This window comes from Pseudofulvibacter geojedonensis, assembly GCF_042675745.1.
In the GTDB taxonomy this organism is placed as follows: Bacteria; Bacteroidota; Bacteroidia; order Flavobacteriales; family Flavobacteriaceae; genus Pseudofulvibacter; species Pseudofulvibacter geojedonensis.
Genome location: NZ_JBHTJM010000008.1, coordinates 463792 through 490329, shown reverse-complemented (window position 1 = coordinate 490329; position 26538 = coordinate 463792). Strand labels below are relative to the sequence as shown.

The following is a 26538-nucleotide window of genomic DNA, read 5'->3' as shown; positions in this document are numbered from 1 at the left end:
TACAATATGATTGTCCTAACGGACAATCTGCATGCGTCTGCGACGCACGCATTTTATATCAAACGTTGTGTTTCATTCAAGAAAAGCCAGACGCACAAACAGCACATTTGGTTTTTGCCGATGCTCAAGCCAACAATTAAAAAACCAAAAGAGCTGTTTTTGCTAACGCTCTAAATGAGCTAAGAAAAGAAGAAATTGAATTATGCATTTATCAAACCTTAGACTGTGGAATTTTAGAAAATTTGGTGATAATTCCGCGATTGATTTAGAAAAGCCAAATTTAAATTTGAATTTCACGACAGGAATAAATGTCATGATTGGTGAAAACGACTCAGGCAAGAGTGCAATTATCGATGCAATAAAACTCACCTTAAAAACACATAGTTACGAATGGTTCAGATTAGATTGGGATGATTTTTACGATGGATCAGATCGATTAAGAATTGAATTAAGATTTGACAACCTTTCAGATGATGAAGCCAAAAATTTCACAGAATGGCTAGGATGGAATGGTGAAGGAGATAACGCTATACCATATTTAAGGTTGATATATGACGGCACAAGAAACCTTGAAGATCAATATATCTATCCCTCAGAAATTCGAGCAGGGGTTGATGAAACTGGATATCAGCTAACAGCAGAGGCAAGAGAGTATTTGAAAACAACCTATCTCAAACCCTTACGAGATGCGAAATCCGAATTAATCCCGCGCAAAAACTCTAGATTAACTCAAATTCTTCAAGGACATGAAGCATTCAAAGGAAAAGACCAAGATCACTTATTAGTAGGCCTATTTCTAGACTTTAATGAACATGTTGCAAAATATTTTGAAGGTACTGACAAGGATGGGACAGCACTTATCGGGGAACAATTAAAAGGAAAAGAATTGAAGGGCGAAATAGATAAATTTATTCAAGCCTTCTATTCAAAGGATAAAGAATCCAATTTTGGCGTCCTTGGAAATAATCTCAAAAACATCTTAGAAAAGCTAGAACTTTCTATTAAGGATGAACTAAATCCAGGCTTAGGAACTTTAAATCGGCTTTTTATGGCTTCAGAGTTACTGCATATTCAAAAGAAAAATTGGAATGGTTTAAGACTAGGATTGATTGAAGAACTAGAAGCACATCTTCACCCTCAAGCCCAAATGCAAATCATAGAGGCATTACAAAACGAACCAAATATTCAATTAATTTTAACTACACACAGTCCTAATCTAGCTTCTAAATTAAGCCTCGAAAACTTAATTATATGTAACGATAGAAATGCTTACCCTATGGGAGCATCGTATACAAAATTGGGTTCTGATAATTATAAATTTCTGGAAAAATTCCTTGATACAACAAAAGCCAACTTGTTTTTTGCCAAAGGAGTTATTTTAGTTGAAGGTTGGGCAGAGGAAATATTAATTCCTAGTATAGCTAAAGCAATCGGGATAAATCTAACTGAGAAAGGAGTTTCTATAGTGAACATTGGTCATACTGGCTTTGATCACTATTCAAAAATCTACCTTAGAAACGAAGAGCCAAATATGGCTATTCCTGTAGCTGTTATTACGGATTCGGATATACGAGAGTATGTAAAGAACGAGGATGATTTTGTAAAAAGAGACGCAAATACTGTTCAACAAGAAAATCAACAGACACTTACTGCAATTGCTGCAAAATCCGATCAGTCAGTAAATTATTATGCCGCACCAAATTGGACTTTAGAATATTCCATGTTTAAGTCATCCAGCTTAACAGCAGTACTTCAAAGTGTTTGCAAAACAATTCACTCAGGAACTGATTGGGAAACAGACTTTGAAAAATCACTTGCGATAAAATTGATTAATAAGGGTTTGAAAAAAACCGAAATTGCATATCAAACTGCTAACCTAATTGATGAGGACTTAAAAAAGCCAATAGAAGAAAGAACAATAACTATTGACTCTGAGGATGAAGAAGACAGTATTTTTTATCTAATTCAAGCCATAAAGTATGCCTCTGGAAATTAACATAACAGATGCGGATATTGAGTACGCTGAAAAAATACTTTTACCTGAAGGAAAACAGTTTGATGAAGAAAGAAGGTTATTTATACGCAACCTTAATACCCTAGACTTACAAGCTGTTCCAGGAAGTGGTAAAACAACTGCCCTTTTAGCGAAACTTCTAATTTTAGAAAGATACATGCCGCTTGGAAATGGAGGCGGTGTTTTAGTGATCTCCCATACTAATGCTGCTGTTGATGAGATTAAAGAACGAATCGGAAAACACTGTCCTAAACTCTTTGCCTATCCCAATTTTGTAGGAACGATTCAAAGTTTTGTTGATACATTTCTGGCAATTCCGTTCTATACAAATCAATTTAAGCAAAAACCGTATCGAATCGATAACGAAATCTATGACGAGCAAGTCGAGAAGTTTTACCTAAATACAAATAATGTAGGGCTAAAAAATTACCTAGACAGGCAAAATGATGGTTTAGCATTTTTGAAATCAATTCGAATTACTACCCAAGGTAAGATAGTTTCATATTTAAATGGCACCCCAGAAACATTCAAACTAAAAAATTCAGAATCAAGAACCTATAAAGCTTTACTCAATTTTAAACTGAACCTACTAAAAAAGGGATACCTTCATTTTGATGACGCATACACATTAGCAGATTTTCAATTAGCAAAAATCAAGGATTATCCAAAGATTCTGCAAAAAAGGTTTTTATTAGTGTTTGTTGATGAAATGCAGGACATGGATGTTCACCAACATGACCTAATCGAAAAAGTATTTCATCCAGATGTGAATACTCTCTCGGTAATCCAAAGAATAGGTGACCAAAACCAAGCAATTTATAATGGAGGGTCTATACATTTAGAACATATTTGGTCAACTAGAGAAAATGTGCTCTTCATCAATGGAAGTCACAGACTAAGTCAAAGAATTGCGTCTTTAGTACAAAACCTTGCTCTTACTCCAAATCCAGTTGAGGGGAGAAATCAAAATCCAGACGGATCAATAATTGATATAAAACCAACAATTTTGATTTATCAAGATGCTAATAGAGAACAAGTGATTCCAACATTCGCTGATAAAATAAAAGATCTGCAAACATCGGGTGCCATCCCTAATAATCCTTCGCAAAAATTTATGGCCGTTGCTTGGAGAAAAGAACATGATGATGCGGATAAAACTGCTCTTAGTGATTATTGGCCAAGTTTCTCTAGTTCTAATACAGGTAAACAAATAGATTTTAAGGTTCTTGAAGATTATGTGCTGTACTTCGACAAAGAGAAAAAAACTCTAGAATCTGTCCGAAAGAACATTTTAAACGCACTTCTAAAGATTCTTCGCTTAGAAAGTGTAACAGATGAATATGAAAGGGTTTACACAAAAAGGAAATTAATTAACTTCCTTAAAACTCTTGACAACGATGAGTATGAAACCCTTAAATTGAACCTTTATAAATGGTCTTTTGCAAGCATAAAAGGAGCAAGTCAAGAAACAATTGATTCAATCAAGGAATACATTCCTTCCTTCCTTTCTGTTTTTCAAAAAACAATAGATTCATCATCAACCTTTATAAATGGAGAATCTGAAATTAATGCATCTGATATTGAAGCAGAGCAACAATCAAGTTCTTTTGAATCGGAGGAAATCAATGTAGAGATTGGGACAGTGCACTCCGCGAAAGGACAAACTCATACAGCAACCTTGTATCTAGAAACTTTTTATAGTAGGGGTTACGGTAATTACGAATCAGAAAGGTTACGCAATCAACTAAAGGGAGTAAACATCGTGGATACACTCAATAGTGATGTAGGTGGAAAAGATAAGATTAGGCAATCATGTAAAATGGCTTATGTCGGATTTTCAAGGCCAACTCATTTTTTATGTGTTGCCATCCATAAAGTTAGATTTGATGCATTTTTATCTGATATAAGCAGAGATGAATGGGATATAATTGAAATTGAAACAGATGAATAACATACACATTGATAAGTCGCTCAAAGCCAACCTCACGAGCCAAACTTGTCAAAGAGTATGTTAAAACAAAATGAAAATAAAGAACGAAAACACAACAATGTGTATAGTGCATAGCACCCTTCGGGATGCTACGGCACCATACACGAACCGTTAGGGGCAATTGTATTTTCTTATCAGTATTACGGAACATAATGTATAACTCTCCTAATTATTTTTAAACAGTTACTTCTTGATTATTTAGTATATAAACTACTCTTTTTAAAATTACTTTTTAGGGATTAATTTGGTTTGTCTTGCAACACCTTAAGAGTTTCGTGAGTTCTATATCATGGCAAAACATTCCAAACCCCAATAAAAAAAGCAACAGTAGTCTTACTTTTATAGTTATTTTGTGAGCGGTAACATTATTTTTTATCAGCAAAAGAATATTCCTACATAGATGAAGCTTGTTTGTTTTTAAATACCCAAAAAAACTATCTAAATTTCTATCAGCCTTCCACTCTACTCTACTAAAAAGTAATTTTAAAAAGTTAAGAACTTACTTGTGGTTATTGGGCCTATAAAAAAAACTGCCCCTAACAACATATAAATTACATGCGGACTTTTTGCCAAATCAAAAGTAAGTGTATATTTACAATATGATTGTCCTAACGGACAATCAGCATGCGTCTGCAATGCACGCACTTTATATCAAACGTTCTCTTCAATCAAGAATAAAATATAAATGACAAGAAAAGAAACAGATACATGCCTCTTGTGCAAATCAAGAGAATCGACCAAAACAAATTCTCATTGGATTCCTGCTTCTATGTTAAAAAGCATGGTAGGAAAAAGGAATTATGAAGAATCTTACAATATCACAAATGCTCCTAGTGAACGAATTGAAGCTTATTACGGAAGATCAAACTTAAAAAATACTGATCCAGAATTAAAGGAGCATCACTATGCTTTAGATTACATTTTTTGTCCAATTTGTGAAGATAATTTAGGGAAGATTGAGGGAAATGTAGTTCCTATAATTCAAAATGAAATAAGACTAACCAATAAAGCCGCAAATTATTCAGAGAAAGTTTCACTTTTGAAAATTCCTTATAAAGAATGTGATAGACTTTCAAACGCGAGGTTTAAAATTTTAATTTATTCATTAATCTGGAGGATTTCAATAATCTATAAACTACAGTACGGTCAAGAAATCATAAGTGAAGACATCTTGGAAGAATTAAGAGAAATTCTCCATGAGTTCCTTCCTCTTGAGTTGACAGAAATTGATCGAAGAAACGAAGAAATAAAAAACTTTGACTTTCAAGTAATCACAGCTGACTATTTTGTAAACTCTTCAAGAAACCTTGTTTACACCGAAAAAATTTATTCAAACCCTTCACTATTTTACTTTAGCGAATTTATTGTATTATTTTATAGCGAAGGGTACTCTATTGATCCTAATAATCAATACCACTTACCAATAAAATCAATAATTGAATTTCCTGAAATTTTGAATGAATCTGGGAATTCACCTAAAATTGGTTTTATAACTCCAGATCATTTCGATAACCTTTGTAAAGTTGTTTTGATTGAGGCAGCGGAGTCTTTAATGAATAATTTAACTAAAGAAGTCGTGGACTGTTCGGGTAATTCCTATATAGAAAGTAGAAGACTAATCCATCAAATTGGATTAGATATCCATAGAAGAACAGGAAATTTAATTTCTAGTTGTTACTATGATGCATCAAGAATTATATGTGAAGGTTTGGACTAAAAAAAGACTGAAGAGAACAAAGTGCAGAACGTACATAGCCGCTAAACGCGTCTACAGTCGTCTGCACCGAGCGTTACCATACATTAAAAACAACATCTAAACTTATAATTTAAAATGAGATTTTGGTCTGGATTAGTATTATCATTATTAGGAGGCTTAGTTGGAATAGGTCTTTTTCGTGAATGGATAAAATTAAAGCTCTCTATTTTAGACGATACGACACTCGATATTGTTTCTTTAATTGTGCTTATAATCGGATTATTGATTTCCGCAATTGACCATTTAAAACAATCAAAAGATTTAAAGAAGCTAGAAGACGAACAAAAAGGACGAATACTTAAACCAAAACAGAGACAAAAATTACTAAATGATTTAATAAATATTGAAAAAAATAAAATAATTCTAACTGGAATACAAGGAGACAGAGAATCCATAAGATTTGCAAATTCAATTAAAAATGTTCTCATTGAAGCGAATTGGGAAGTTGAAGGAGTATGGGAAGATATAATAATTGGAGGAATAGGTTTTGGAATAACTATACGTGAAAATTCTTCTGATTCTAACTCCATTGGAAATTTATTGAATGAAATAATGAACAAGAATCAAATAAAAAGTAGAATTATATTAAAGACTGACCTCAAACCAGATCACGTTGAAGTTATTGTCGGCTCACGTCCTTAATCTTATAATTGAAACTAATAAAATAAAAACGTATGGTAACAATGTATAACCGCAATTACGGCGAATTCGACTACGTCCGAATCCACTCGGTAATTACTAACACTATTTCTTAAACAAAATACGTAACTTTAATCCCGTAACAACAGTTATACAAATACGTTGTAATGCATTTGCCTAAACCAACTAACTGAATTACTCATCGAATTAATTCCTTAACTAATTTAGACTATTTTACTGAAATAAAACCAAATAGATTTACCTCAAAAACAATGAACAAAACCAACCTAATTTTAACGTTAACATTATTCTGTTTTTCATTTTCCTTTGGTCAACAAAAAGATACGATTTATGGAAAGGTTAAATCTATTAGAGAAAAGGTAATATTTCTAACTGAAAGAGAGAATCCTAAACTATTTGACATTGACGGAGACTATGGTCATTCTGGATTTATGGGACCTGAATCAACGATTTCTCGATTTAAAAGCATTTGGTATTCAACCAACTTTTGTTACTACATAAATTACAAAAGAAATTACGATGAAAATGGTCTTTTGATTGAGGATATTTGGTATGATAAAAAAGACTCGCTTGAAAATTACTACAGATATGAATACGACAAGCAAGATAGACTTGTCAGAAAAATTGATTCCTTATATGATTTAGTTTACATTGATACTCATTACTACGAAAGAGATAGACACGAAACCATTATAAGCCAAAATTCGGATTTAGACTTTTATAATTATCGTTATAAGAGATATGATGAAAATGGAAAATTAATTAGGCAAAAAAGTATTGACGAATACGGAACGATAGACGAATATATTTTCAAGTATAATGATAGTGGGAAATTACTTTACCGAATTTATAAAAACCCAAATAGCTATAGAAAAGTTGGAGAAAGAAGTTGGTCTTGGGGCGTGCAAGATACAATAGGTAATATTTATAAAGATTTAGTCAATAAATATGACGAATCGAATAGGTTAATTGAGAGAAAAACATATGGATTAAATTCAGATGGCGACCATAAGGGAACCAAATTGGGAGAACACACAATTTATAAGTACAAGAATAATAACTTGATTCAAGAAATTAGAGGTTTCTCGAGCGATAGACCTTATTACACCAATTATGAATATGATAAAGAAAATAGGCTAAAGAAAAAGTATTACTATACCGAAAAAGCATCGAACACCATACGTATTGAAAAATACGATTATAAAGATGATAAAATTAAATTTTTAGAATACACAGAAGAAGATTGGCCTTCTAAAGAGTTAAAAACCTACAAGATTGAATTTGACTATAAATATGATGTCAATGGGAATTGGAATGAAATCGTTAAAAAAGTAGATGGGAAAGAATTATATAAGTGGATAAGACAAATAGAATATTATAAATAAAAACGCATTACAACAATGGCTATAAGTAATTGCTTGTTCTTGCTTACTTCCGAAAATCTTCGCGGATTTTCAGTTTGGTGTGTACTTGCAAAGTTAACTGCTAAACCACGCAACTACTCATAGCCGAGACCGTTATCTTTAATTAACAAAATGAGTTTGAAAATACCTGAAGATTTTACAGAATTCCTTTATTGGATTAAAGAGCGTACCGAAGCTTTTTGGAATATAAATCCTAATGAAAGTGATGCGGATTTTGTTTGTGATGATTGGATCTATGGAGCCAAATGGATAGGAATGAAAGATGAAGAGATTGATGATATCGAAAAAACAAATAATATTAAATTCTCCAATTATCATAGAGAATTTCTAAAAATCCTTCATACTACTGACAAAAAAAAGATTTTGGAATATACCGAAACTTTTGATGAAGATGCAGAGGTACTTTTTCAAGAACGATCATTTTTTCACAATTGGTATACCGATGTAGATAATATAAAAAGAGAATTAAATTATGTTTATGAAGATCTTTTGAAAGATACTCTAGATAACAGATTGTGGCTAAAATCTTGGGGAGTAAAGCCTGAACTAACGGATGAAAGAAAGAACATATTTATTAAATGGTATAATAATGCTCCAAAACTCATCCCTATTTATGGACATAGATTTGTAATCAGTGAACCTCAAGAAACTGACAATATTATTTTATCGATTATGGGATCTGATACAATTATTTATGGAGTTAATATGAGACATTATTTACTAAATGAACTAAAAGAAGAGTTAGGTTTATATGAATTAGTATATGATAAAGAGGACGATCAATATTACCCTGAACCATCCAAAGGACTAATGGAAGCCTTAAAACGTGAATTTGATTCACTGACAGAAAAGGAAATACCCGTTTGGAAAGAGTTTTTAATTTCCAATGGATATAATAATCACTTAAAAACAAATAAAGATAACACTATATAACAAAACATAGCTACCCTTAAGGTCAGCAACGTTTGTTATATTTACCGTTGTACCTAATTTAAGAAATGAGCAAATTCCCATTCATATTTTCACTTTTCACTACCCTATTTGGATATTCCCAAAATCAAGAATCAGAACCAACTTTCTATTCAGAAATTTCGAAAAAAGTTGCATCGAAAGCATATTACAAACTAAAATTTGGAAATCCTTCAGAGATAGTTGTAAATGACACAATTTTTATGGCAAATTCCGAAACTTGGATTGAAAAAAACACGTACACCTTCAAATCTGATTTTGAAATGCTTGTTAAAAAATATCGAGATAATGAATTCATTGCTGACGAAATAATTAAACTAGATTCTAATAAACGTATTTTGAACTATGAAGGGAACTTAAAATATGAAGGAGGAAAAAGGTATATAACTAAAGTCAATTATCAATATTTCAAAGGGAAAAAGATAAAAGAAAAAATAAACGATTCGGGAGAAACTTATATGAGATATACTGTGGCATACGATAGTATAAATAATCCAACTTTAATTGAGCATACCATTGTTGGACCTGATAAAACCAGAATTCAAAATATCAATTATGATTATTCAAATAATCATTTCATTTTAATGGATTTTAATTACCAAGGGCGACTAGAAGAGGAAATAAAAGGAAATATTAATTCGGACTATATCCTTGACAAAAATGAAAACGGAGATATCACTAAAATGTATTGGATTTTAACCGACAAAACAGAACCTTTTATTCACGAAATGAATTATGAATATGATGAAAAAGGGAATTGGATTAAATTAGTCAAAAACGTTATAAGTCCTGATGGAACAATAAAACCTTATCACAGAACTTATAGAGAAATTAAATATAAAAACTAGGTACAACAATGGTTATAATCCATTGCTACGTTAGTGAAAAAACATAAATTTAAAACCATAACCAACGCTACTGATTCCTACTCCGAAATTCTGCCGAATTTCTACGCAACGGAATCATAGCCCAACCGTTGTACGCAATTTGAGAAATGACCGAAACTGAAATTAAAACTGAATTGGAATTGGAACGATGGCTGAAAGAAAATTGCTATCCAATGCATAGTTACAGCATAAATGGAAATTTCATCTACGAAGGTCGTGGACTTGAAAATAATGGAGGACTTTATCAATGGTATTATACGGAACGTGGCGAAAAAAGAGTTCTGGAATATTTTGCTACTGAAAAAGATGCTGTTCAATACGCTCTAAAAACAATAAAAGCGGACGAACACGCAAATCGGAATTATATTGGAATGTATAAATCTGACCAAGAAGTCGAACAAATACTGTCTGAACTCAAAAAACGTGGAATTGAATATTGGACTGACAAAATTCCTTATGGCGGAATGAATGACTGGAGAACTCGAATTTTTGTAATTGGTTGCGGAATTAAAAACGTACAGGATTTAATAAAAAATGGATAAAAAACTGCTTACAACAATGTATAACCACAATTGCGGCGGATTCGACTACGTCCGAATTCACTCGGAATTGCTAACGCCAGCTCTAAACCGAAAATTAACGCATATTAATCCGTAACTGACGGTTATACGAGACCGTCGTACAACATTAAAATAATACGCTGAATTGGAAAAACTAAAACCTGATTTCTCAATAAATGAATTTGGAAAATTCCGATTTTATAGCGGAATTCTTATCGGAATTGGTTTTAGTATAATCCTAAATTCCCTATTTCGTCTAACTTTAAGACTGTGTAATTTGGGAATGTATATTGACCAATGGAACATAGATTATGAAATCCCTACTTATTATAATATTTTAATAGGGTTTTCATCTATTGGGTTTGCTTTTTGTTTTACAACCTATTTATGGATGAGTACACCATTTGTGGCAAATAGAAAGAAAACTCTAAAATTAAGAATGGCACAAATTAATCCAATTTGGATTTTTTTTGGAGTACTACTGTTTCTATTAAGAATGTTTTGGTTTTTAGCAAGTATTGAATTGACAATCGAAAAGGACTTTCCCTTTTTAGGTTTTATGATTCCGACTTTTATTTATTTGTATTGTTGGAATTTAATATCACATATTTATAAATCAAAAAAATCGTTTCTGATTTCTTCACTACTTTTCATAACTGGAGGAATTATTTTGAGTGTATTTTAAAGTAGAAATTAACTACCGTTGTATAACAAGGTGTACAGCTTATTTTTTATAAGTAATTACTTATAAAAGTAATTCAGAATTTAATCTATTCGTTTTTATTTATTAAATTAGTTATTGAAACAAATAACTAATCATATGCAATCACGTAGGCTACATGTTAAAGAACAAATATATTAATATGGAACATTACTTAAAACAAGAACTGTACGAGTTGATTAAAAGTGATAGTAAAATATTTGATTTCATTCAAAAAGGCTCACTTGATGGTATATGGTATTGGGATTTAGAAAAACCTGAAAACGAATGGATGAGTGAAAAGTTTTGGACGGAACTTGGATACAATCCAAATAAAATGCCACATAAAGCTTCTGCTTGGCAAGGAATTATAAACCAAGACGATTTAAATTTAGCAATTGAAAATTTTAATAAACATTGTTCAGACCCAACACACCCATATGACCAAACAGTTAGGTATATTCATAAAAATGGTTCTACTGTTTATATTCGATGTCGAGGAATAGCTATTAGAGATGATAAAGGTAAGCCAATAAGAATGTTGGGGGCTCATACTAATATTACTGAAATCACAGAGTCAAAAATAGAAATTGAAGAAATTAACAGACAACTCAATGAAAAGAATAAAGAACTCGAACAATTTACATATTTAACCTCGCACGATTTGCAAGAACCTTTGAATTCAATAATTTCATTTTCAAGTTTATTAGAAGGAAACAAAGAGAATCTAGATGAAATTGGCAAAAAAAGTATTGAGGTAATCGTCAATTCTTCACACCGTATGAAAGATTTCATAATTGCACTTCTTGAATATTCGAGAATAGGTAAGCAAAAAGTTAAGGAAGAAGTAAATATTATAGAACTAATAAAAAACCTTAAAACTGATTTATACGATATCATCGATAAAAATGAAGCAAGTATCAATTACATCGGTAAACCATTAAAAATTCAGGCTTTTAAAATCGACTTAATAAAACTTATTCAGAATCTTATTATTAATGGTATAAAATATACAGATACTGAAACCAAGCCAAAAATAGTAATTGATATAAAAGAACACACCCAACACTATGAATTTTCAATTAAAGATAATGGTATTGGAATAGCCAAAGAACATTATGATAAAATTTTTGAAGTTTTTCAAAGGCTACATACTCGCAACAAATTTTCCGGAACAGGTATAGGACTCTCACACTGTAAAAAAGTAGTAGAATTGCATGGTGGTGAAATATGGCTTACATCAGAAATAGGAAAAGGAACAACGTTTTATTTTACAATATCAAAATAAGTTACAATGAAAATATTAGAAAGAATAATGCTGGTCGACGATGACCACACCACAAATTTCTATAACGAAATAATGCTTAAACAGAACAATGTCTCTAAAGATATTATTATATTTCAATCTGGGAAAGAAGCATTGGAATATCTGGATACAGGAAATGAGAAAGTAGATTTAATACTGTTGGATATTAATATGCCTATAATGAATGGTTGGCAATTTTTGGAGCAATTTAATCAGCTTGATGAAAAGAAAAGAGAAGCTATTATAATTGTTATGTTGACCTCGTCTATAAATAGTGATGATAGAAAGAGAACAGAAGCATTTCAATCAGTTAAAAAGTTCATTAACAAACCATTGAATAAGCATTCTATAAATGAGGTTTTGGAAGTATTTGAATAACCAATTACCATCAAAAAAATAAGTGTGTTTTGCAGATAATACTAAATGAAGGTAATATCAATTAACATACACAATAGTAAGTTGAAACTTTAAAATACTAAAAAACCATATTCAAACCGTTGACACCAATTGGAATAATGAAGCTTGATACGATAATATTTACTTCACTTTTGATGCTAGGTTTTAATGAAAACTCAAAAAGTAACAACCAAATGGAATTATTTGACTGGGTTTTTGGAAAGAAAAAACAAGCAAAAAAAGAAATATCTAAAGTATTCGATCAAGAAATGGAAAAAACAAGCGAAATGCTCGATGAAACAATGTTTTGGAATATAGTTGATTCTTCATTAAAGAATACTAAAAATCAGGATTCACAAGAAAGATTTTTAGTAAAAGAAATTGAAAAATTGACCCCAAAACAAATGATAGGCTTTCGATTAAGAACCGACAATCTTCTTTATAATACTTATAACTCTGAAATGTGGTGTGCTGGATATATAATGAATGCTGGTTGTTCTGACGATGGTTTTGAGTATTTCAGAAATTGGGTTATCTCAAGAGGAAAAAACACCTACTATAAAGCAAAAGAAAGCCCTGATACATTGATTACTGAATTTGTAGAAGATACTAAATACTATGAATTTGAAGCTTTTTGGTATGTTGCATTAATAGCGTTTGAGAATCAAACTGGAAAAAACCTTTACGACTATATATCGGATGATTTTAAAACTAATGAAGGAAATTATCCAAATTTCGAGTTTACATGGAAAGAAGAAGAACCAGAAACTTTGAAAGTGATTTGTCCGAGGTTATTTGAAAAAATGTGGAACTAATAACTGCTGGCAACAATGTATAACCGTAATTACTGCGTATTTTACTAATTTTAAATATTAATTCAACATAACTTATTAATAGTTCTAAAAGTTAAATTAATTCTTGGTGTATTTATTTTCTTTGTAGGTGGTAACCTATGTAACCAGTGGGTTTGTGTTTCATCTTTCATTACCAACAAGCTACCGTGCGTAAGTAACAAGTTAATTTTTTCTTTAGTGATTTTATGTTTAAAAGAAAATTTTCTCTCAGCTCCGAAACTTAAAGAGGCTATTGCACCATACTTTTTTAAGTCTTTTTCACCATCGCTATGCCATGCCATTCCTTCACTCCCATCGTGATATAAGTTAAGTAGACATGAATTATAGGTTTCTTTTGTTTTTTGTTCTACAAGTTCTTTTAACTCTATCAACTCCTTCGTCCAAGGTAAAGCTAGTTTTGTGGTATTAGAATACCTATAATCAAAAGCCTTATCTCCATACCAAGCGACTTTTCGGGAGGTAACCATTCTTTTACCAAAAAGAATAGCTTCATCATTTTTCCATTCAATACTTTTTAAAAGTTTTTGAAAATAGTTCGTTGCCATATCTTGGCTTAATACATAACCATAAAAATGAACTGTACCATCTTTTGGTAAATAGTTTCGTAAAACGTCAAAATCCTGATTGAATAAATCCACTAAGCAACTACTGATTCATTAGAGTTATTTAAAATTCTTTCTCTAATTACATTAGAATAATCAAATACGTTTGTAACTCCATCTAATTTACATAAGAATGAAATTGTTTTTTCTAAAGCTGTAAAAAGTAAATCATCTGTGAGCTTGGTAGGGCGTTTATAATTTCCTCTTAAAGGGAGATTAAAACCACAAGCCTTAAGAAAAGTTGCTTCTATTTGTAAAAGTTCTAATGGAGAATAACCATAATGCTTTCTTTCTATTTTTTGATGTACCATACCCACATAGTTCAATTTAACTGAACCATGAATATCCGTGAAATTAGACCACGCCTCGGTATTATTACAAATATTCCCCACAGCACAATGCGTACAGCTTTCAGGAATCAGAGTTTGATTGTAAAAAGCAGTATACAATTTTAATATGGCTTGTTCTATTCGTGGTGTATTTGTCATAACTTAAAGTTACAACTTTTTTACACTAAATACAATTTACTCTGCTTGTTCTTCTGCTGGTGTTGGTTGTTCAGGTTGTTTAAACAAATCCATATAAGCATCTGGTAGATAATTTATAATATCACTTGCTATAAACGATTGGTACCCTGTGTCTTGTAAACCTATATCTGCAGTTTTTCCGTGTAAATAAACACCAAACATACAAGCAGATAACGGATCGTAACCTTGAGCTAATAATCCTGTTATAATACCTGTTAATACATCTCCAGAACCAGCTGTTGCTAAAGCTGTATTACCTGTGGTGTTAATAAACACTTCTTTATGATAAACTGTTATAGTAATAGCATCTTTTAGTACTAAAATACAGTCGTACTGAGTAGAAAAATCTTTAGCTTTTTTAAGCATTTCAAAATCATTAGTCCAAGAACCTATTAACCTTTCTAATTCTGCTTTATGCGGAGTTAAAATACTCATTTCTGGCAATTTGCTTAACAACTCAGTATTTCTTGATAAACAATTCAATCCATCAGCATCTATAACCAAAGGAAGAGTATTTGACTCTATAAAACTTTCAAACGCTTTTTGGGTAATTTCATCTGTACCCATTCCACAACCAATTCCAATAACATTAAAATGTCCTTTTGGCTGTATTTCATTTAATAACTTATTATTACTAGAGTTTTGCACCATTAATTCAGGAAAAGAACTTTGCAATACATTATATCCACATTCAGGAACTAAAGCAGATACCATACCACAACCTGAAACTAAAGCTGCTTTACTCGCTAACTGAATAGACCCTATTTTACCATAACTCCCTCCTATTAATAATGAATGACCATATGTGAATTTATTAGCAAATTTTTCTCGCATTCTATACATTGGTAAAACTTCTGGCTTTGCTATTAATTGTGCACCAAAAGCTGCATGCATAAATTCTGGATCTAAACCTATATCTAACACTTCCCATTGTTCTGTAAATATAGCAGTTTCAGGTAAAAAGAAACACATTTTAGGACTTTGAAAAGCTAAAGTATAATTTACCCTTAAAACATGATCTAAATTATTTGGAACTTTATTAGAATATAACCCTGAAGGAATATCTACAGCAAGTTTGAAAGCTTTTATAGCATTTAAATGAGCAAATAAATTATTAACTAAATTGGTAGTTCCTCTATTTAAGCCTATTCCAAATATAGCATCTACAATAATATCATCTGCAGTAATGTCTGTAGGAAATTCTGAAGCTTCATTTAATAAAACAGGCCATTGTTTTAACTTTTTTACACGATCGTAATTCTTTAAAAAGCCATCTGTTCTTTTTTTACTATAATTAACCACATAATTCGCAACATTATAACCATGCTCTAACAAATGTCTAGCTAAAACTAAGCCGACACCACCATTATTACCTATACCATTAAAAATATGAATCTTAACTTGAGCTCCTTGCATGCGCATATGCATCCAGTTAAAAATTTGTAACCCTGCCCTTTCTAATAAATCTAATTCAGTAATTTGTTGGTTTGTAATGGTAGCTTGATGTGCCTTATATATTTGTTTTGCTGATAATATTTTCATAAAATTATGTATAGATAATAGCCTTTTAATGTTATTGTACTGTAAATTACGGCAAATAATATGGAAGCGTAAAAAAAAATATTTACTTTTGTACAAGCAATTATTGCTCTATACAATGAATAATGGTTTTAACATAACAACATTTTCTTTAGCTACAGCTGTAGCTAATGTTGCTATGAACACAACCGTTACCTTTACTACAACTACAACAACCCTTTAGGGGTTAGCTATTTACATATTATCCGTACCTGTATACCTATTTTCTTTTAAGAAGAAAGAAATGTATACCCATTCTTATTTCAATCAACATTTTTAAATAGAAAACCATGAAGGTTTTAAAATTTGGAGGTTCATCTATGGCCTCATCAAAATCAATAGAATTAATTGTTAATATTCTTAAAAAAGAACAAAAGAAACAACATATATGGGTGGTTGTTTCTGCATCAGGAAAAACAACTAATAACTTAATTGAGCTTATGGATTTAGCCTTAGCTAAAGACTTAAACTACAAGTTTTTATTACAAGAAATTGAGCAACACCATATTAAAATAGCAAAAGACTTAATTACAATAGATAATCAAAGTAGCATTATAGCAAGTATGAAACAAGCTGTAAATGAGCTCGATGATTTACTAAATAGTATTTGTTGCTTAGGAGACTTGTCTCTAAAAACAAAAGATAAAATTGTTAGTTATGGTGAATTATTATCATCTCAGTTACTCCAAGCTATTTTAAATCAAAAATTAGATAGCTGTATACTAAAAGATAGTAAACAACTTATTAAAACAGATAGCAACTATACAAATGCTAAAGTAAATTTTGAGAAAACAATTAGATTAATTCAAGATTTTCAACAACTTAATACTGCACGAGTTACTATTTTAGGTGGTTTTATGAGTAGTAACGACCATAATGATGTAACTACCTTAGGAAGAGGCGGTTCTGACTATACTGCTGCTATTTACGCTGCAGCACTTAATGCCATTTGCTTAGAAATATGGACAGATGTAAATGGTTTATATACTGCTAATCCACAAATTGTTCCTCAAGCAAACCCTATCTGCAATATTTCATACGAAGAAGCAATGGAGTTATCGCATTTTGGAGCAAAGGTTATCTACCCTCCTACTATTCAACCAGTATTAAACAAGAGTATTCCAATTCGAATTAAAAACACTTTTAATGCTGAAGCAATTGGTACATTAATTTCTAATGAAATAAATAATCAGAAACAAACGGTAAAAGGAATAAGCCATATAGATCATATTTCTTTAATGACTATTGAAGGTGCTGGAATGATAGGCATTCATGGTACTTCTAAACACTTATTTGAAGTATTAGGCAACAATCAAATTAATGTAATACTAATCACACAAGCATCTTCTGAGCATTCTATCTGTATTGCAATAGCAGATAGTGAAGCTGAAAAAGCACTAGCTGTAATCAATCAAGAGTTTAGGTACGAAATAAAAGATGGTTTGATTAAACCTGTTAATTTAGAAGATAACCTAGCAATAATAGCTGTTGTAGGTGATAATATGAAAAGTCATCAAGGTATTAGTGGTACATTATTTAATGCAATGGGTAGAAATAATATCAATATCAGAGCCATTGCTCAAGGTGCATCAGAACGTAATATTTCTGTAGTAATCAATGAAACAGATGTTCAAAAGGCTCTTAACTCTATTCATTCAGCATTCTTTGAGTCGCATATAAAAGATTTAAATGTATTTATTGCTGGTGTAGGTAATGTTGGTGGTATCTTATTAGAACAAATTCAAAAACAACAATCATACTTAAAAGAAGAGTTACATATCAATTTAAAAGTATTAGGCTTAGCTAATTCCAAGAACTATTTAATAAATGAAGACGGTATCGACCTAAATAATTGGAAAGAGAATTTAAATAAGAGTAAACAATCTAATCATCTTTTTAACAAAGAAATACTAGGCTTAAATAAGAGAAATTGTGTTTTTGTAGATGTTACTGCAAATGAAAAAGTTGCGAATTCTTATGCTGATTTTTTAAGAAATAGTATTTCGGTTGTTGCCTGTAATAAAATAGCTTGTTCATCTAATTATAGTAATTATCAAGAGTTAAAATACTTAGCTAAAAAGTACAAAGCCTCATTTTTATACGAAACAAATGTAGGTGCAGGTTTACCTATTATAAACACTTTACAAAATCTAATCTCTTCTGGAGATCAAATAACTGAAATACAAGCAGTTTTATCAGGTAGTTTAAATTTTATATTTAATCATTACTCCAAAGACAATTTGTTTAAAAACATAGTTAAGCAAGCGCAAGATGAAGGTTATACAGAGCCCGATCCTAGAATAGATTTAAGTGGTATAGACGTAGCTAGAAAAATACTGATTTTGGTTCGTGAAGCCGGAATAGAATTAGAAATTAACGACATTAATAATGATTCTTTTTTGCCTAGTGGAAGTATGGAAGCTAAATCGGTCAATGACTTTTACAAGTTAATTAAAAGCAATGAATCTCAATTTAAAAATGTACTTGAAAAAGCTGAAAAGGCTCAGTCTAAACTAAAATATGTTGCAACTTATAAAAATGGAAAAGCAAATGTAGGCTTACAATTTATACCTAAAGATCATCCATTTTACAATTTAGAAGGAAAAGACAATATCGTTTCTTTTTATACCAAAAGATATGTAGATCAACCACTTATAATTAAAGGAGCTGGTGCTGGAGCTAGTGTTACTGCTTCTGGTTTATTTGCAGATATAATTCAAGTAGGAAACCTTAATTAAATAGCTATGCAAGATCAAATAAAACTTTTTTCGCCGGCCACAGTAGCAAACTTAGCTTGCGGCTTTGATGTACTAGGAATGGCGCTAGATAGCGTTGGAGATGAAATGATCATCAAAAAATCTAAAAACAAAGGTATTTCTATCAGTAAAATAGTTGGTCAAGATTTACCCATAGAAGCTACTAAAAATGTAGCTGGAGTTGCTGCTTTAGAATTATATAAAGAATTAGAAGTTGATTATGGATTCGAAATACAAATATTTAAAAATATAAAACCTGGAAGCGGAATAGGAAGTTCTGCAGCTAGTGCTGCTGGTGCAGTTTGGGGTATGAATGAATTATTAGGCAAACCATTTTCTCCTAATGAACTAGTAGCATTTGCTATGGAAGGTGAAAGATTAGCAAGTGGTAACGCTCATGCAGATAATGTTGCTCCTGCCCTATTTGGAGGTTTTACATTAGTTAGAAGTTACAAACCTTTAGAAGTAATTAAACTGGCTTGTCCAGAAGAACTGTATGCTGTTGTTATTCATCCACAAATAGAGTTAAAAACTGCTGATTCAAGAAAAATATTGAAACCTACTATTTCTTTACGTGATGGTGTAACTCATTGGGGAAATGTTGGTGGATTAGTAGCTGGCTTATACACCAATAATTATAAATTAATAGGAGATTGTTTGAAAGATGTGATTGCTGAACCACAACGAGCAGATTTAATACCTCATTACTATGAGTTAAAACATCAGGTAATTAAATCTGGTGCTCTAGGAGTTGGTATTTCAGGTTCTGGACCATCAATATTTGCCTTAACAAAAGGAAAAAAAATAGCTAAGGGTGTAGCAAAAACTATGCAAACAGTATATCAAAACATAGGTGTTGATTTTGATATACATATCTCTAAAGTTAACCAAAAAGGTATTTACAAAATAGATTAGTTAATGTCAGGTCGAACTCAGTCGAAACCTAAAATCTATCGACTAGGCTCGAGAAAACAAAAAATAAGCAAAATGAATTATTATAGCCTTAAAAATAAAAGTAACAAAGCTTCTTTTGATGAAGCAGTAATCAAAGGGCTTGCTCCCGATAAAGGTTTATACTTTCCTGAAAGTATAAATGCCTTAAGTGATGATTTCTTTAGAAAAATAGAATACTTTACAAATGAAGAAATTGCTTATCATAGCATTAAACAATTTATTGGTAAATCTATTCCTGAAATAGCTCTAAAAGAAATTATTAAAGACGTTTTATCGTTTCATTTTCCGTTAGTAAAACTAAATGACAAGCGATATGTTTTAGAATTATTCCATGGACCTACTCTCGCTTTTAAAGATGTTGGTGCTCGATTTATGTCAAGATGCCTAGCCTATTTTTCTGCTAAAAAAGAATACAAAACAACTGTTCTAGTAGCCACTTCTGGCGATACAGGAAGTGCTGTTGCTAATGGTTTTTACAAAGCAGAAAATATCGATATTGTTATTTTATATCCAAAAGGAAAAGTTAGTCATATACAAGAGCTTCAACTAACAACTTTAGGAGAAAATATTACCGCTTTAGCAGTAAATGGTAGTTTTGACGATTGTCAAGAAATGGTTAAATCAGCCTTTATTGATAAAGAATTACAAGGCATATCTTTAACTTCAGCTAATTCCATCAATATTGCTCGCTGGTTACCACAAATGTGGTATTATTTCTTTGCTTATAAGCAATTAAAAGAAAAGAATAAAGATATTGTTGTTTCTGTACCTTCTGGAAATTTCGGAAATATCTGTGCAGGACTAGTAGCCAAGCAATTAGGATTACCAATTAAACACTTTATAGCTAGCAATAATGCAAATAAAGTAGCAACAGACTATTTGGCAACTGGAAATTATAGCCCAAAACCATCTAAACAAACCATATCTAACGCTATGGATGTTGGAGACCCAAGCAATTTTATTCGTATTGAAGCGCTTTTTAAAAATGATTTTAATCTATTAAAAGAAAACTTATCTGCTTATAGTTTTTCTGATAATGAAACCAAGCAAGCTATTAAAATCCTTAAAGACAAATATAATTACATCGCAGATCCTCATGGAGCAGTTGGTTTATTGGGCTTAGGCAAATATCAAGAAGAACAAACAAATACAATTGGTATTAGTTTAGAAACTGCTCATCCTATTAAGTTCTTAGATGTTGTAGAGCCAATTATAGGCGAAAAAATACCGTTGCCAAAAAGCATATCTGGCATTTTAAATAAAAAATCTTTATCAAAAGAAATTAGTAGTTACCTAGAATTAAAAAACTTTCTTCAACGTAAAGAAAAATGTATTCATCTATAAGTTTATAACTACGTATATAAAACCGAATAGTTATTATAATTATCTATTCGGTTTTTATGTTTTATACAGGTATACTTTGTATCTTTATGACAAGCTAAAACTAATCGATTATGGATACTATTAACTGGAGTTCTTTTACAAAGAAAATCCATCTAAAAAAAAATATACAAACAGTTTATAATGCTTGGGCTAGTTCAGAAATTATATGTACTTGGTTTTTACGTGAAGCTGTTTTTACTGATACTAATGGAAAGCCTAGAAAACAAAATGAAAATACAGAAAAGGGAGATTCTTATAGCTGGAAATGGCATAATTGGGATGGTGAAGAAAAAGGCACAATTCTAGAAGCTAATGGAAAGGATAAATTAGTTTTTTCTTTTGCTGGAGATGCTCAAGTAAATATACAATTAACTCAAAAGGAAGACCATACCTTATTAGAATTAACACAATCTAATATTCCTACAGACGATACTAATAAATTTAAACTGTATTGCGGTTGTAGCAATGGTTGGACATTTTGGATAGCCAATTTAAAGGCTTATTTGGAACATGGAATTTTATTACATGAAACCGACTTAGGTTATTTAAACGGACAATTAGACTGTCATGAATATATTAACTCTTAAATTAAAGAAATGAATATTATACACTCGATACTAATGGCTACATTTTCTTTTTTAGCATTTATGCATTTTTATTGGGCTTTTGGTGGTAAATATGGTTTAGAACAAGCTATACCTACTAGAAACAAAAATGAAAAAGGAAAATTACCAGGAAAATTAATAACCATATTCGTTGGTTTAGTACTATTGTTTTTTGGAAGTATTTATTTAATAAAAGCAAATTTTATATCAACACCTATTAGCAAATCGATTATTAATATTAGTAGCTATATCATTCCTATACTCTTTTTTATTAGAGTAATTGGAGATTTTAAATATGTTGGTTTATTTAAAAAAGTAACAGACACAGTTTTTGCTAAGGCTGATACTAAAATATATATCCCTTTATGCTCATTTATTAGTGTTTTAGGTTTTTTAAGTGTTATTATAATTGATTATTTATGATTACCTGGAAAAATATTATTGATTATTGTGTTAATGGAAATTTAGCTCCTGATAAGCGAGTTGAAAAGAGTGATAATGAATGGAAAGAAATTTTATCACCAGAGTCGTTTAGAATTACTCGACAACATGGTACAGAAGCCCCGGGAACTGGTGACTATTGTACTAGCCACGAACTAGGTAAATATAATTGTATTTGTTGTAATACACCATTATTCAATTCAACCATTAAATTTGAATCTGGCACGGGTTGGCCTAGTTTTACTCAACCTATAAAAGAAAATGCTATTCAATATATAAAAGACGAATCGTACGGTATGATTAGAGTAGAAACTTTATGCAATACTTGCGATGCTCATCTAGGTCATGTATTCCCTGACGGTCCAGAACCGAGTGGATTGCGTTATTGTATTAATTCAGCATCTTTACAATTAGATACTAATGAATAATACCCAATTAGCAACATTTGGTGGTGGATGTTTTTGGTGTACTGAAGCTGTTTTTCAACGAGTAAAAGGAATCTTAAAGGTAACGTCTGGTTATAGTGGTGGTACCGTTCCTGGTCACCCTACTTATCGTGAGGTATGTTCTGGCTTAACGGGGCATGCCGAGGTTATTCAGTTAGAATTCAATCCAGAAATTATTAGCTACCAAGAAATCATCATTATATTTATGACTACTCATGATCCCACAACCTTAAACAGACAAGGAGCCGATGTAGGAACCGAGTACCGATCTATTATTTTTTATCATTCTGAAGAGCAAAAACAAATAGTAGAAACGGTTTTTACAAAATTAACTCCCTACTACCCTAACCCTATTATTACAGAGTTAGTAGAATACATTAAGTTTTACGAAGCAGAAAAAGAACATCAAGACTTTTACAATAATAATAAAGAGTACGGTTATTGTACCTTTGTAATTAATCCTAAACTGGCAAAACTCCGTGAGTTTTATGCTGATAAATTAAAAAATGATTTCGTTTGAAACTAAACCTACATAATACTTTTACTAAGGAACTCCCTTCTGATTCTAATTTAAACAATACTAGAAGGCAAGTTCACAATGCTTGTTTTTCTTACGTAACTCCTAAAAAAACTAGCAATCCCGAATTGCTTCATGTTTCTGATGAATTACTAAATACTTTAAGTATTTCTAAAGAAACGAGTCAAACCAAAGAGTTTTTAGATGTTGTTACAGGCAACAAGGTTCTAAAAGACACACACCCGTATGCTATGTGTTATGGCGGACATCAATTTGGTAATTGGGCTGGACAGTTAGGTGATGGTAGAGCTATTAATTTAACACAGATACGAATAGTCGATAAAAATTGGACTTTACAACTAAAAGGAGCCGGTGAAACTCCTTACTCTAGAACGGCTGATGGCTTAGCTGTTTTAAGATCTTCTATCCGTGAGTATTTATGTAGCGAAGCTATGTTCCATTTAGGAGTGCCTACTACTCGTGCATTAAGTTTGTCGTTAACCGGAGATCAGGTAATGAGAGATATGCTGTATGATGGCAATCCTGCTTATGAAAAAGGTGCAATTGTTTGTAGAGTTTCAGAGAGTTTTATTCGCTTTGGAAGTTTTGAAATATTATCAGCTAGAAAAGATTATAACACTTTACAAGCTTTAGCAGATTACTCTATAAAACATCATTATCCAGAAATAACATCAAGCGGAAAAGACAAATACATTGAGTTTTTTAGACTAGTAAGTGAAAAAACTTTAGAGATGATTATTCATTGGCAACGAGTTGGTTTTGTGCATGGTGTTATGAATACCGATAATATGTCAATTCTAGGTCAGACCATAGATTACGGACCTTATGGTTGGCTAGAAGGTTACGATTTTGATTGGACTCCAAATACTACAGACAGGCAGCAGAAACGTTACCGATTTGGCAATCAACCCAATATAGGTTTATGGAATTTACTACAATTAGCCAATGCTTTATACCCGTTAGTTGAAGAAGCTAAACCATTTGAAGATATACTGAACCAGTATAAAATAGATTTTGATGCGAAGCATTTAGAAATGATGAAGTCTAAAATTGGTTTGTTCGAGAAAGATGCTAGAGATACTCTATTGATTAAGCAACTAGAAGAAAATCTTCATTTTACTGAAACTGATATGACTATTTTCTTTAGAAAGCTTAGTGAGTTTACTAGTATTGAAACGGAAATAAAAACATTACCTAAATGCTTAACCGAAGCTTTTTATAAACCAAACGAAGTAAAAGAAAATATCAAATCAATTTGGCTAGATTGGTTTAATACATACGATCAGCGTTTGCTCTCTGAAAAAATAACTCATCAAGAGCGAAAAAGAAAAATGGACTTAATAAATCCTAAATATGTTTTGAGAAATTACATGGCTCAATTAGCTATAGATGATGCCAATAAAGGAGATTACAGCTTAATAGATGAGTTATACCAACTATTAAAAAAACCTTATGATGAACAGCCAAATAAAGAAAAGTGGTTTGTAAAAAGACCAGAATGGGCTAGGCATAAAGTTGGGTGTTCTATGTTGTCTTGTAGCTCTTAAAAAGCACTTATTAACATTATCTATACCTTAAAAGAAAAACTTAAATTAAACCCTCTTGTTACGTGAATTTCTGCTTCAGTTTGCAATTGATTAGCTAACCTGTATATCAAATGCATTCCTAAAGATTTATACGTTTTCATGTTATAATTAGTCACCCCTTCTCCATCATCTGAATAATAAAAATTATACTCAGAATCCTTTTCTTCTATTCTAATAAGTATATTTCCTTTATCCCTATTTTTAAAAGCATGTTCGAAACTATTAGATAATAACTCATTTAGTATTAAACCAATAGGAATCGCTTTTTCTATATTTAAAAATACATTTTGTATTTCGATACTGATATTTATATCCTTATCTAAAGAAGTGAATATTTTCTTAATGCTGTCTGATAAAGATTGAACATATTTTTCAACGTTAATAGTACTAATATCTTCAGACTCATATAATATTTTATGCACTATAGCCATAGCCATTACTCTTGACTTACTTTCTGACAAAACTTTTAAAGTTAAATCGTTATCAATTCTTCTAGCTTGCATATTAAGCATGCTATGTACTATTTGTAAATTATTTTTAACTCTATGGTGTACTTCTTTTAATAGAATTTCTTTTTCTTCATTTTTATTTTTTAAATCTAATTCAATTTTTTTTCTAGCCTTAATTTCATTCATTAAAGTCTTATTCCATAATAAAAACACCGTGATAATTAATGCTAACACTATTAATGCATATAGTACATATTTTCTTAATGTACTTCTACTTACTCCTTTTTCAATAGGTACAGTAACCCATTTATTTCTAATTTCAATATGTTCTTCTTTGCTAAGATGGTCGAATACTTTTTGGGTTATATCTCTAAAAATTCTCCAATCTTTAGTTACTGCTAAACCAAATTCTGAATATTTATAACGAGTAGGAGCTGCAATTTTTAAATTGGTGAAACCATTATTATTCATATAATAAGAAGATACAGATAGACTTCCTATAAAAGCATCTGCTTGTCCAGTACTAACCTGATACAAGCATTCTTTTACGTTTTTAGTTGTTACTACTTCTAGTGAAGGATAGTCTTTAGTAATTTTCTCAACTGTATTATATCCATCTGGCAAGACCACCAAACTATTTTCTAAATCATCTACGCCGCTAACAAATTTGTAATTAGATCTAGTAACTATTACCATTGGATCTTGAACGTGAGGTTTTGTAAAATCTAAATATGTTTCTCTATCCTCTGTTATTCCTACTATAGCAGCTACTTTAATTTCTCCTTTTTTCAACCCAGTAATAGATTCTTGCCAAGTTATATTGGGTATAGGCACCATATCTATATCGGTATGTATTTCAATCATTTCAATATAATCTCCTGAAATACCTAAATACTCCCCGTTTTCGTAAATTTCAAAAGGTGGCCAGTTAGGTTCGTACCCAAAATGTATTACCGGATGCTCTTTTATCCATTCTATTTCTTCTTTATTGAATAAATTCTTGTCGGGATCCAATTCCTGTGCATAACTCACAAATTGAACCACCACAAAAAACAACCATAAAACCTTATTGATCTTCATATACAAATTAAAGTGGATTTTAAAAGTAAGAAAAAACCTTTTCTTTATCTATTGAATTACAGGTAAATTATATAAAA

At 31.1% G+C, this 26538-nt stretch carries 24 protein-coding genes; 20 read left to right on the top strand and 4 right to left on the bottom strand.

Annotated elements, in window-relative coordinates; genetic code table 11:
* Nucleotides 1–202 precede the first annotated feature (202 nt).
* The 12 genes from ACFQ1O_RS09480 (at nucleotide 203) to ACFQ1O_RS09425 (ending at nucleotide 13477) form a co-directional block, all read left to right on the top strand.
* Complete coding sequence (locus tag ACFQ1O_RS09480; protein WP_377715744.1) at nucleotides 203–1996, top strand: ATP-dependent nuclease; 1794 nt, start codon at nucleotides 203–205, stop codon at nucleotides 1994–1996.
* Nucleotides 1980–3965, top strand: coding sequence for a UvrD-helicase domain-containing protein (locus tag ACFQ1O_RS09475; RefSeq protein ID WP_377715742.1), 1986 nt, complete (start codon nucleotides 1980–1982; stop codon nucleotides 3963–3965). Before ACFQ1O_RS09480 ends, ACFQ1O_RS09475 begins: the two co-directional genes overlap by 17 nt.
* Nucleotides 3966–4689: 724 nt before the next feature.
* On the top strand, nucleotides 4690–5721 hold the full coding sequence (locus ACFQ1O_RS09470; protein ID WP_377715740.1) for a hypothetical protein: 1032 nt from the start codon (nucleotides 4690–4692) through the stop codon (nucleotides 5719–5721).
* A gap of 114 nt (nucleotides 5722–5835) precedes the next feature.
* Nucleotides 5836–6402: a hypothetical protein gene (locus tag ACFQ1O_RS09465; RefSeq protein ID WP_377715738.1), complete on the top strand. Its 567-nt coding sequence runs from the start codon at nucleotides 5836–5838 to the stop codon at nucleotides 6400–6402.
* Between the two features lie 269 nt (nucleotides 6403–6671).
* The gene (locus ACFQ1O_RS09460; protein WP_377715736.1) at nucleotides 6672–7805 is read left to right on the top strand and encodes a hypothetical protein; all 1134 of its coding nucleotides are present in this window, start codon (nucleotides 6672–6674) and stop codon (nucleotides 7803–7805) included.
* 156 nt (nucleotides 7806–7961) lie between these two features.
* The gene (locus ACFQ1O_RS09455; protein ID WP_377715734.1) at nucleotides 7962–8777 is read left to right on the top strand and encodes a hypothetical protein; all 816 of its coding nucleotides are present in this window, start codon (nucleotides 7962–7964) and stop codon (nucleotides 8775–8777) included.
* Nucleotides 8778–8842: 65 nt separating this feature from the next.
* Nucleotides 8843–9661 (top strand): hypothetical protein, encoded by an 819-nt coding sequence (locus tag ACFQ1O_RS09450; RefSeq protein ID WP_377715732.1) that lies wholly within the window; start codon nucleotides 8843–8845, stop codon nucleotides 9659–9661.
* Nucleotides 9662–9807: 146 nt separating this feature from the next.
* A complete protein-coding gene (locus tag ACFQ1O_RS09445; protein WP_377715730.1) occupies nucleotides 9808–10242 on the top strand; it encodes a hypothetical protein in 435 nt (144 codons plus the stop codon).
* A gap of 295 nt (nucleotides 10243–10537) precedes the next feature.
* Nucleotides 10538–10945: a hypothetical protein gene (locus ACFQ1O_RS09440; protein ID WP_377715728.1), complete on the top strand. Its 408-nt coding sequence runs from the start codon at nucleotides 10538–10540 to the stop codon at nucleotides 10943–10945.
* 154 nt (nucleotides 10946–11099) lie between these two features.
* A complete protein-coding gene (locus ACFQ1O_RS09435; protein WP_377715726.1) occupies nucleotides 11100–12248 on the top strand; it encodes a PAS domain-containing sensor histidine kinase in 1149 nt (382 codons plus the stop codon).
* 6 nt (nucleotides 12249–12254) lie between these two features.
* Nucleotides 12255–12644, top strand: a complete 390-nt coding sequence (locus ACFQ1O_RS09430; RefSeq protein ID WP_377715724.1) for a response regulator — start codon at nucleotides 12255–12257, stop codon at nucleotides 12642–12644.
* Nucleotides 12645–12781: 137 nt separating this feature from the next.
* Complete coding sequence (locus tag ACFQ1O_RS09425) at nucleotides 12782–13477, top strand: DUF4240 domain-containing protein (RefSeq protein WP_377715722.1); 696 nt, start codon at nucleotides 12782–12784, stop codon at nucleotides 13475–13477.
* 62 nt (nucleotides 13478–13539) lie between these two features.
* Here ACFQ1O_RS09425 and ACFQ1O_RS09420 read toward each other — a convergent pair whose 3' ends face one another.
* Genes ACFQ1O_RS09420 through ACFQ1O_RS09410 form a run of 3 tightly spaced genes read right to left on the bottom strand, consistent with a single transcriptional unit; the run spans nucleotide 13540 to nucleotide 16187 of the window.
* Complete coding sequence (locus ACFQ1O_RS09420) at nucleotides 13540–14154, bottom strand: alpha-ketoglutarate-dependent dioxygenase AlkB family protein (RefSeq protein ID WP_377715720.1); 615 nt, start codon at nucleotides 14152–14154, stop codon at nucleotides 13540–13542.
* Nucleotides 14154–14606: a Na(+)-translocating NADH-quinone reductase subunit F gene (locus ACFQ1O_RS09415; RefSeq protein ID WP_377715718.1), complete on the bottom strand. Its 453-nt coding sequence runs from the start codon at nucleotides 14604–14606 to the stop codon at nucleotides 14154–14156. The genes ACFQ1O_RS09420 and ACFQ1O_RS09415 overlap by 1 nt, the downstream gene beginning before the upstream one ends.
* A gap of 36 nt (nucleotides 14607–14642) precedes the next feature.
* A complete protein-coding gene (locus ACFQ1O_RS09410) occupies nucleotides 14643–16187 on the bottom strand; it encodes an NAD(P)H-hydrate dehydratase (protein ID WP_377715716.1) in 1545 nt (514 codons plus the stop codon).
* A gap of 326 nt (nucleotides 16188–16513) precedes the next feature.
* Between ACFQ1O_RS09410 and thrA the strand changes: the two genes are divergently transcribed.
* The 8 genes from thrA to ACFQ1O_RS09370 all read left to right on the top strand — a co-directional run bounded on the left by thrA (nucleotide 16514) and on the right by ACFQ1O_RS09370 (nucleotide 24893).
* Complete coding sequence (gene thrA / locus ACFQ1O_RS09405; RefSeq protein ID WP_377715714.1) at nucleotides 16514–18961, top strand: bifunctional aspartate kinase/homoserine dehydrogenase I; 2448 nt, start codon at nucleotides 16514–16516, stop codon at nucleotides 18959–18961.
* Between the two features lie 6 nt (nucleotides 18962–18967).
* Nucleotides 18968–19894, top strand: a complete 927-nt coding sequence (locus tag ACFQ1O_RS09400; protein ID WP_377715712.1) for a homoserine kinase — start codon at nucleotides 18968–18970, stop codon at nucleotides 19892–19894.
* Nucleotides 19895–19966: 72 nt separating this feature from the next.
* Nucleotides 19967–21277, top strand: coding sequence for a threonine synthase (gene thrC, locus ACFQ1O_RS09395; protein WP_377715709.1), 1311 nt, complete (start codon nucleotides 19967–19969; stop codon nucleotides 21275–21277).
* 110 nt (nucleotides 21278–21387) lie between these two features.
* The gene (locus ACFQ1O_RS09390; RefSeq protein WP_377715706.1) at nucleotides 21388–21903 is read left to right on the top strand and encodes an SRPBCC family protein; all 516 of its coding nucleotides are present in this window, start codon (nucleotides 21388–21390) and stop codon (nucleotides 21901–21903) included.
* A gap of 9 nt (nucleotides 21904–21912) precedes the next feature.
* On the top strand, nucleotides 21913–22344 hold the full coding sequence (locus tag ACFQ1O_RS09385; protein ID WP_377715703.1) for a DUF3995 domain-containing protein: 432 nt from the start codon (nucleotides 21913–21915) through the stop codon (nucleotides 22342–22344).
* The gene (msrB, locus tag ACFQ1O_RS09380) at nucleotides 22341–22790 is read left to right on the top strand and encodes a peptide-methionine (R)-S-oxide reductase MsrB (protein ID WP_377715700.1); all 450 of its coding nucleotides are present in this window, start codon (nucleotides 22341–22343) and stop codon (nucleotides 22788–22790) included. Before ACFQ1O_RS09385 ends, msrB begins: the two co-directional genes overlap by 4 nt.
* Nucleotides 22783–23328, top strand: a complete 546-nt coding sequence (msrA, locus tag ACFQ1O_RS09375; RefSeq protein WP_377715698.1) for a peptide-methionine (S)-S-oxide reductase MsrA — start codon at nucleotides 22783–22785, stop codon at nucleotides 23326–23328. Before msrB ends, msrA begins: the two co-directional genes overlap by 8 nt.
* The gene (locus ACFQ1O_RS09370; RefSeq protein ID WP_377715696.1) at nucleotides 23325–24893 is read left to right on the top strand and encodes a protein adenylyltransferase SelO; all 1569 of its coding nucleotides are present in this window, start codon (nucleotides 23325–23327) and stop codon (nucleotides 24891–24893) included. Before msrA ends, ACFQ1O_RS09370 begins: the two co-directional genes overlap by 4 nt.
* Before the next feature lie 20 nt (nucleotides 24894–24913).
* Here the strand turns inward: ACFQ1O_RS09370 and ACFQ1O_RS09365 are convergent, their stop codons facing one another.
* Complete coding sequence (locus ACFQ1O_RS09365; protein ID WP_377715694.1) at nucleotides 24914–26461, bottom strand: histidine kinase dimerization/phosphoacceptor domain -containing protein; 1548 nt, start codon at nucleotides 26459–26461, stop codon at nucleotides 24914–24916.
* Nucleotides 26462–26538: the final 77 nt, after the last annotated feature.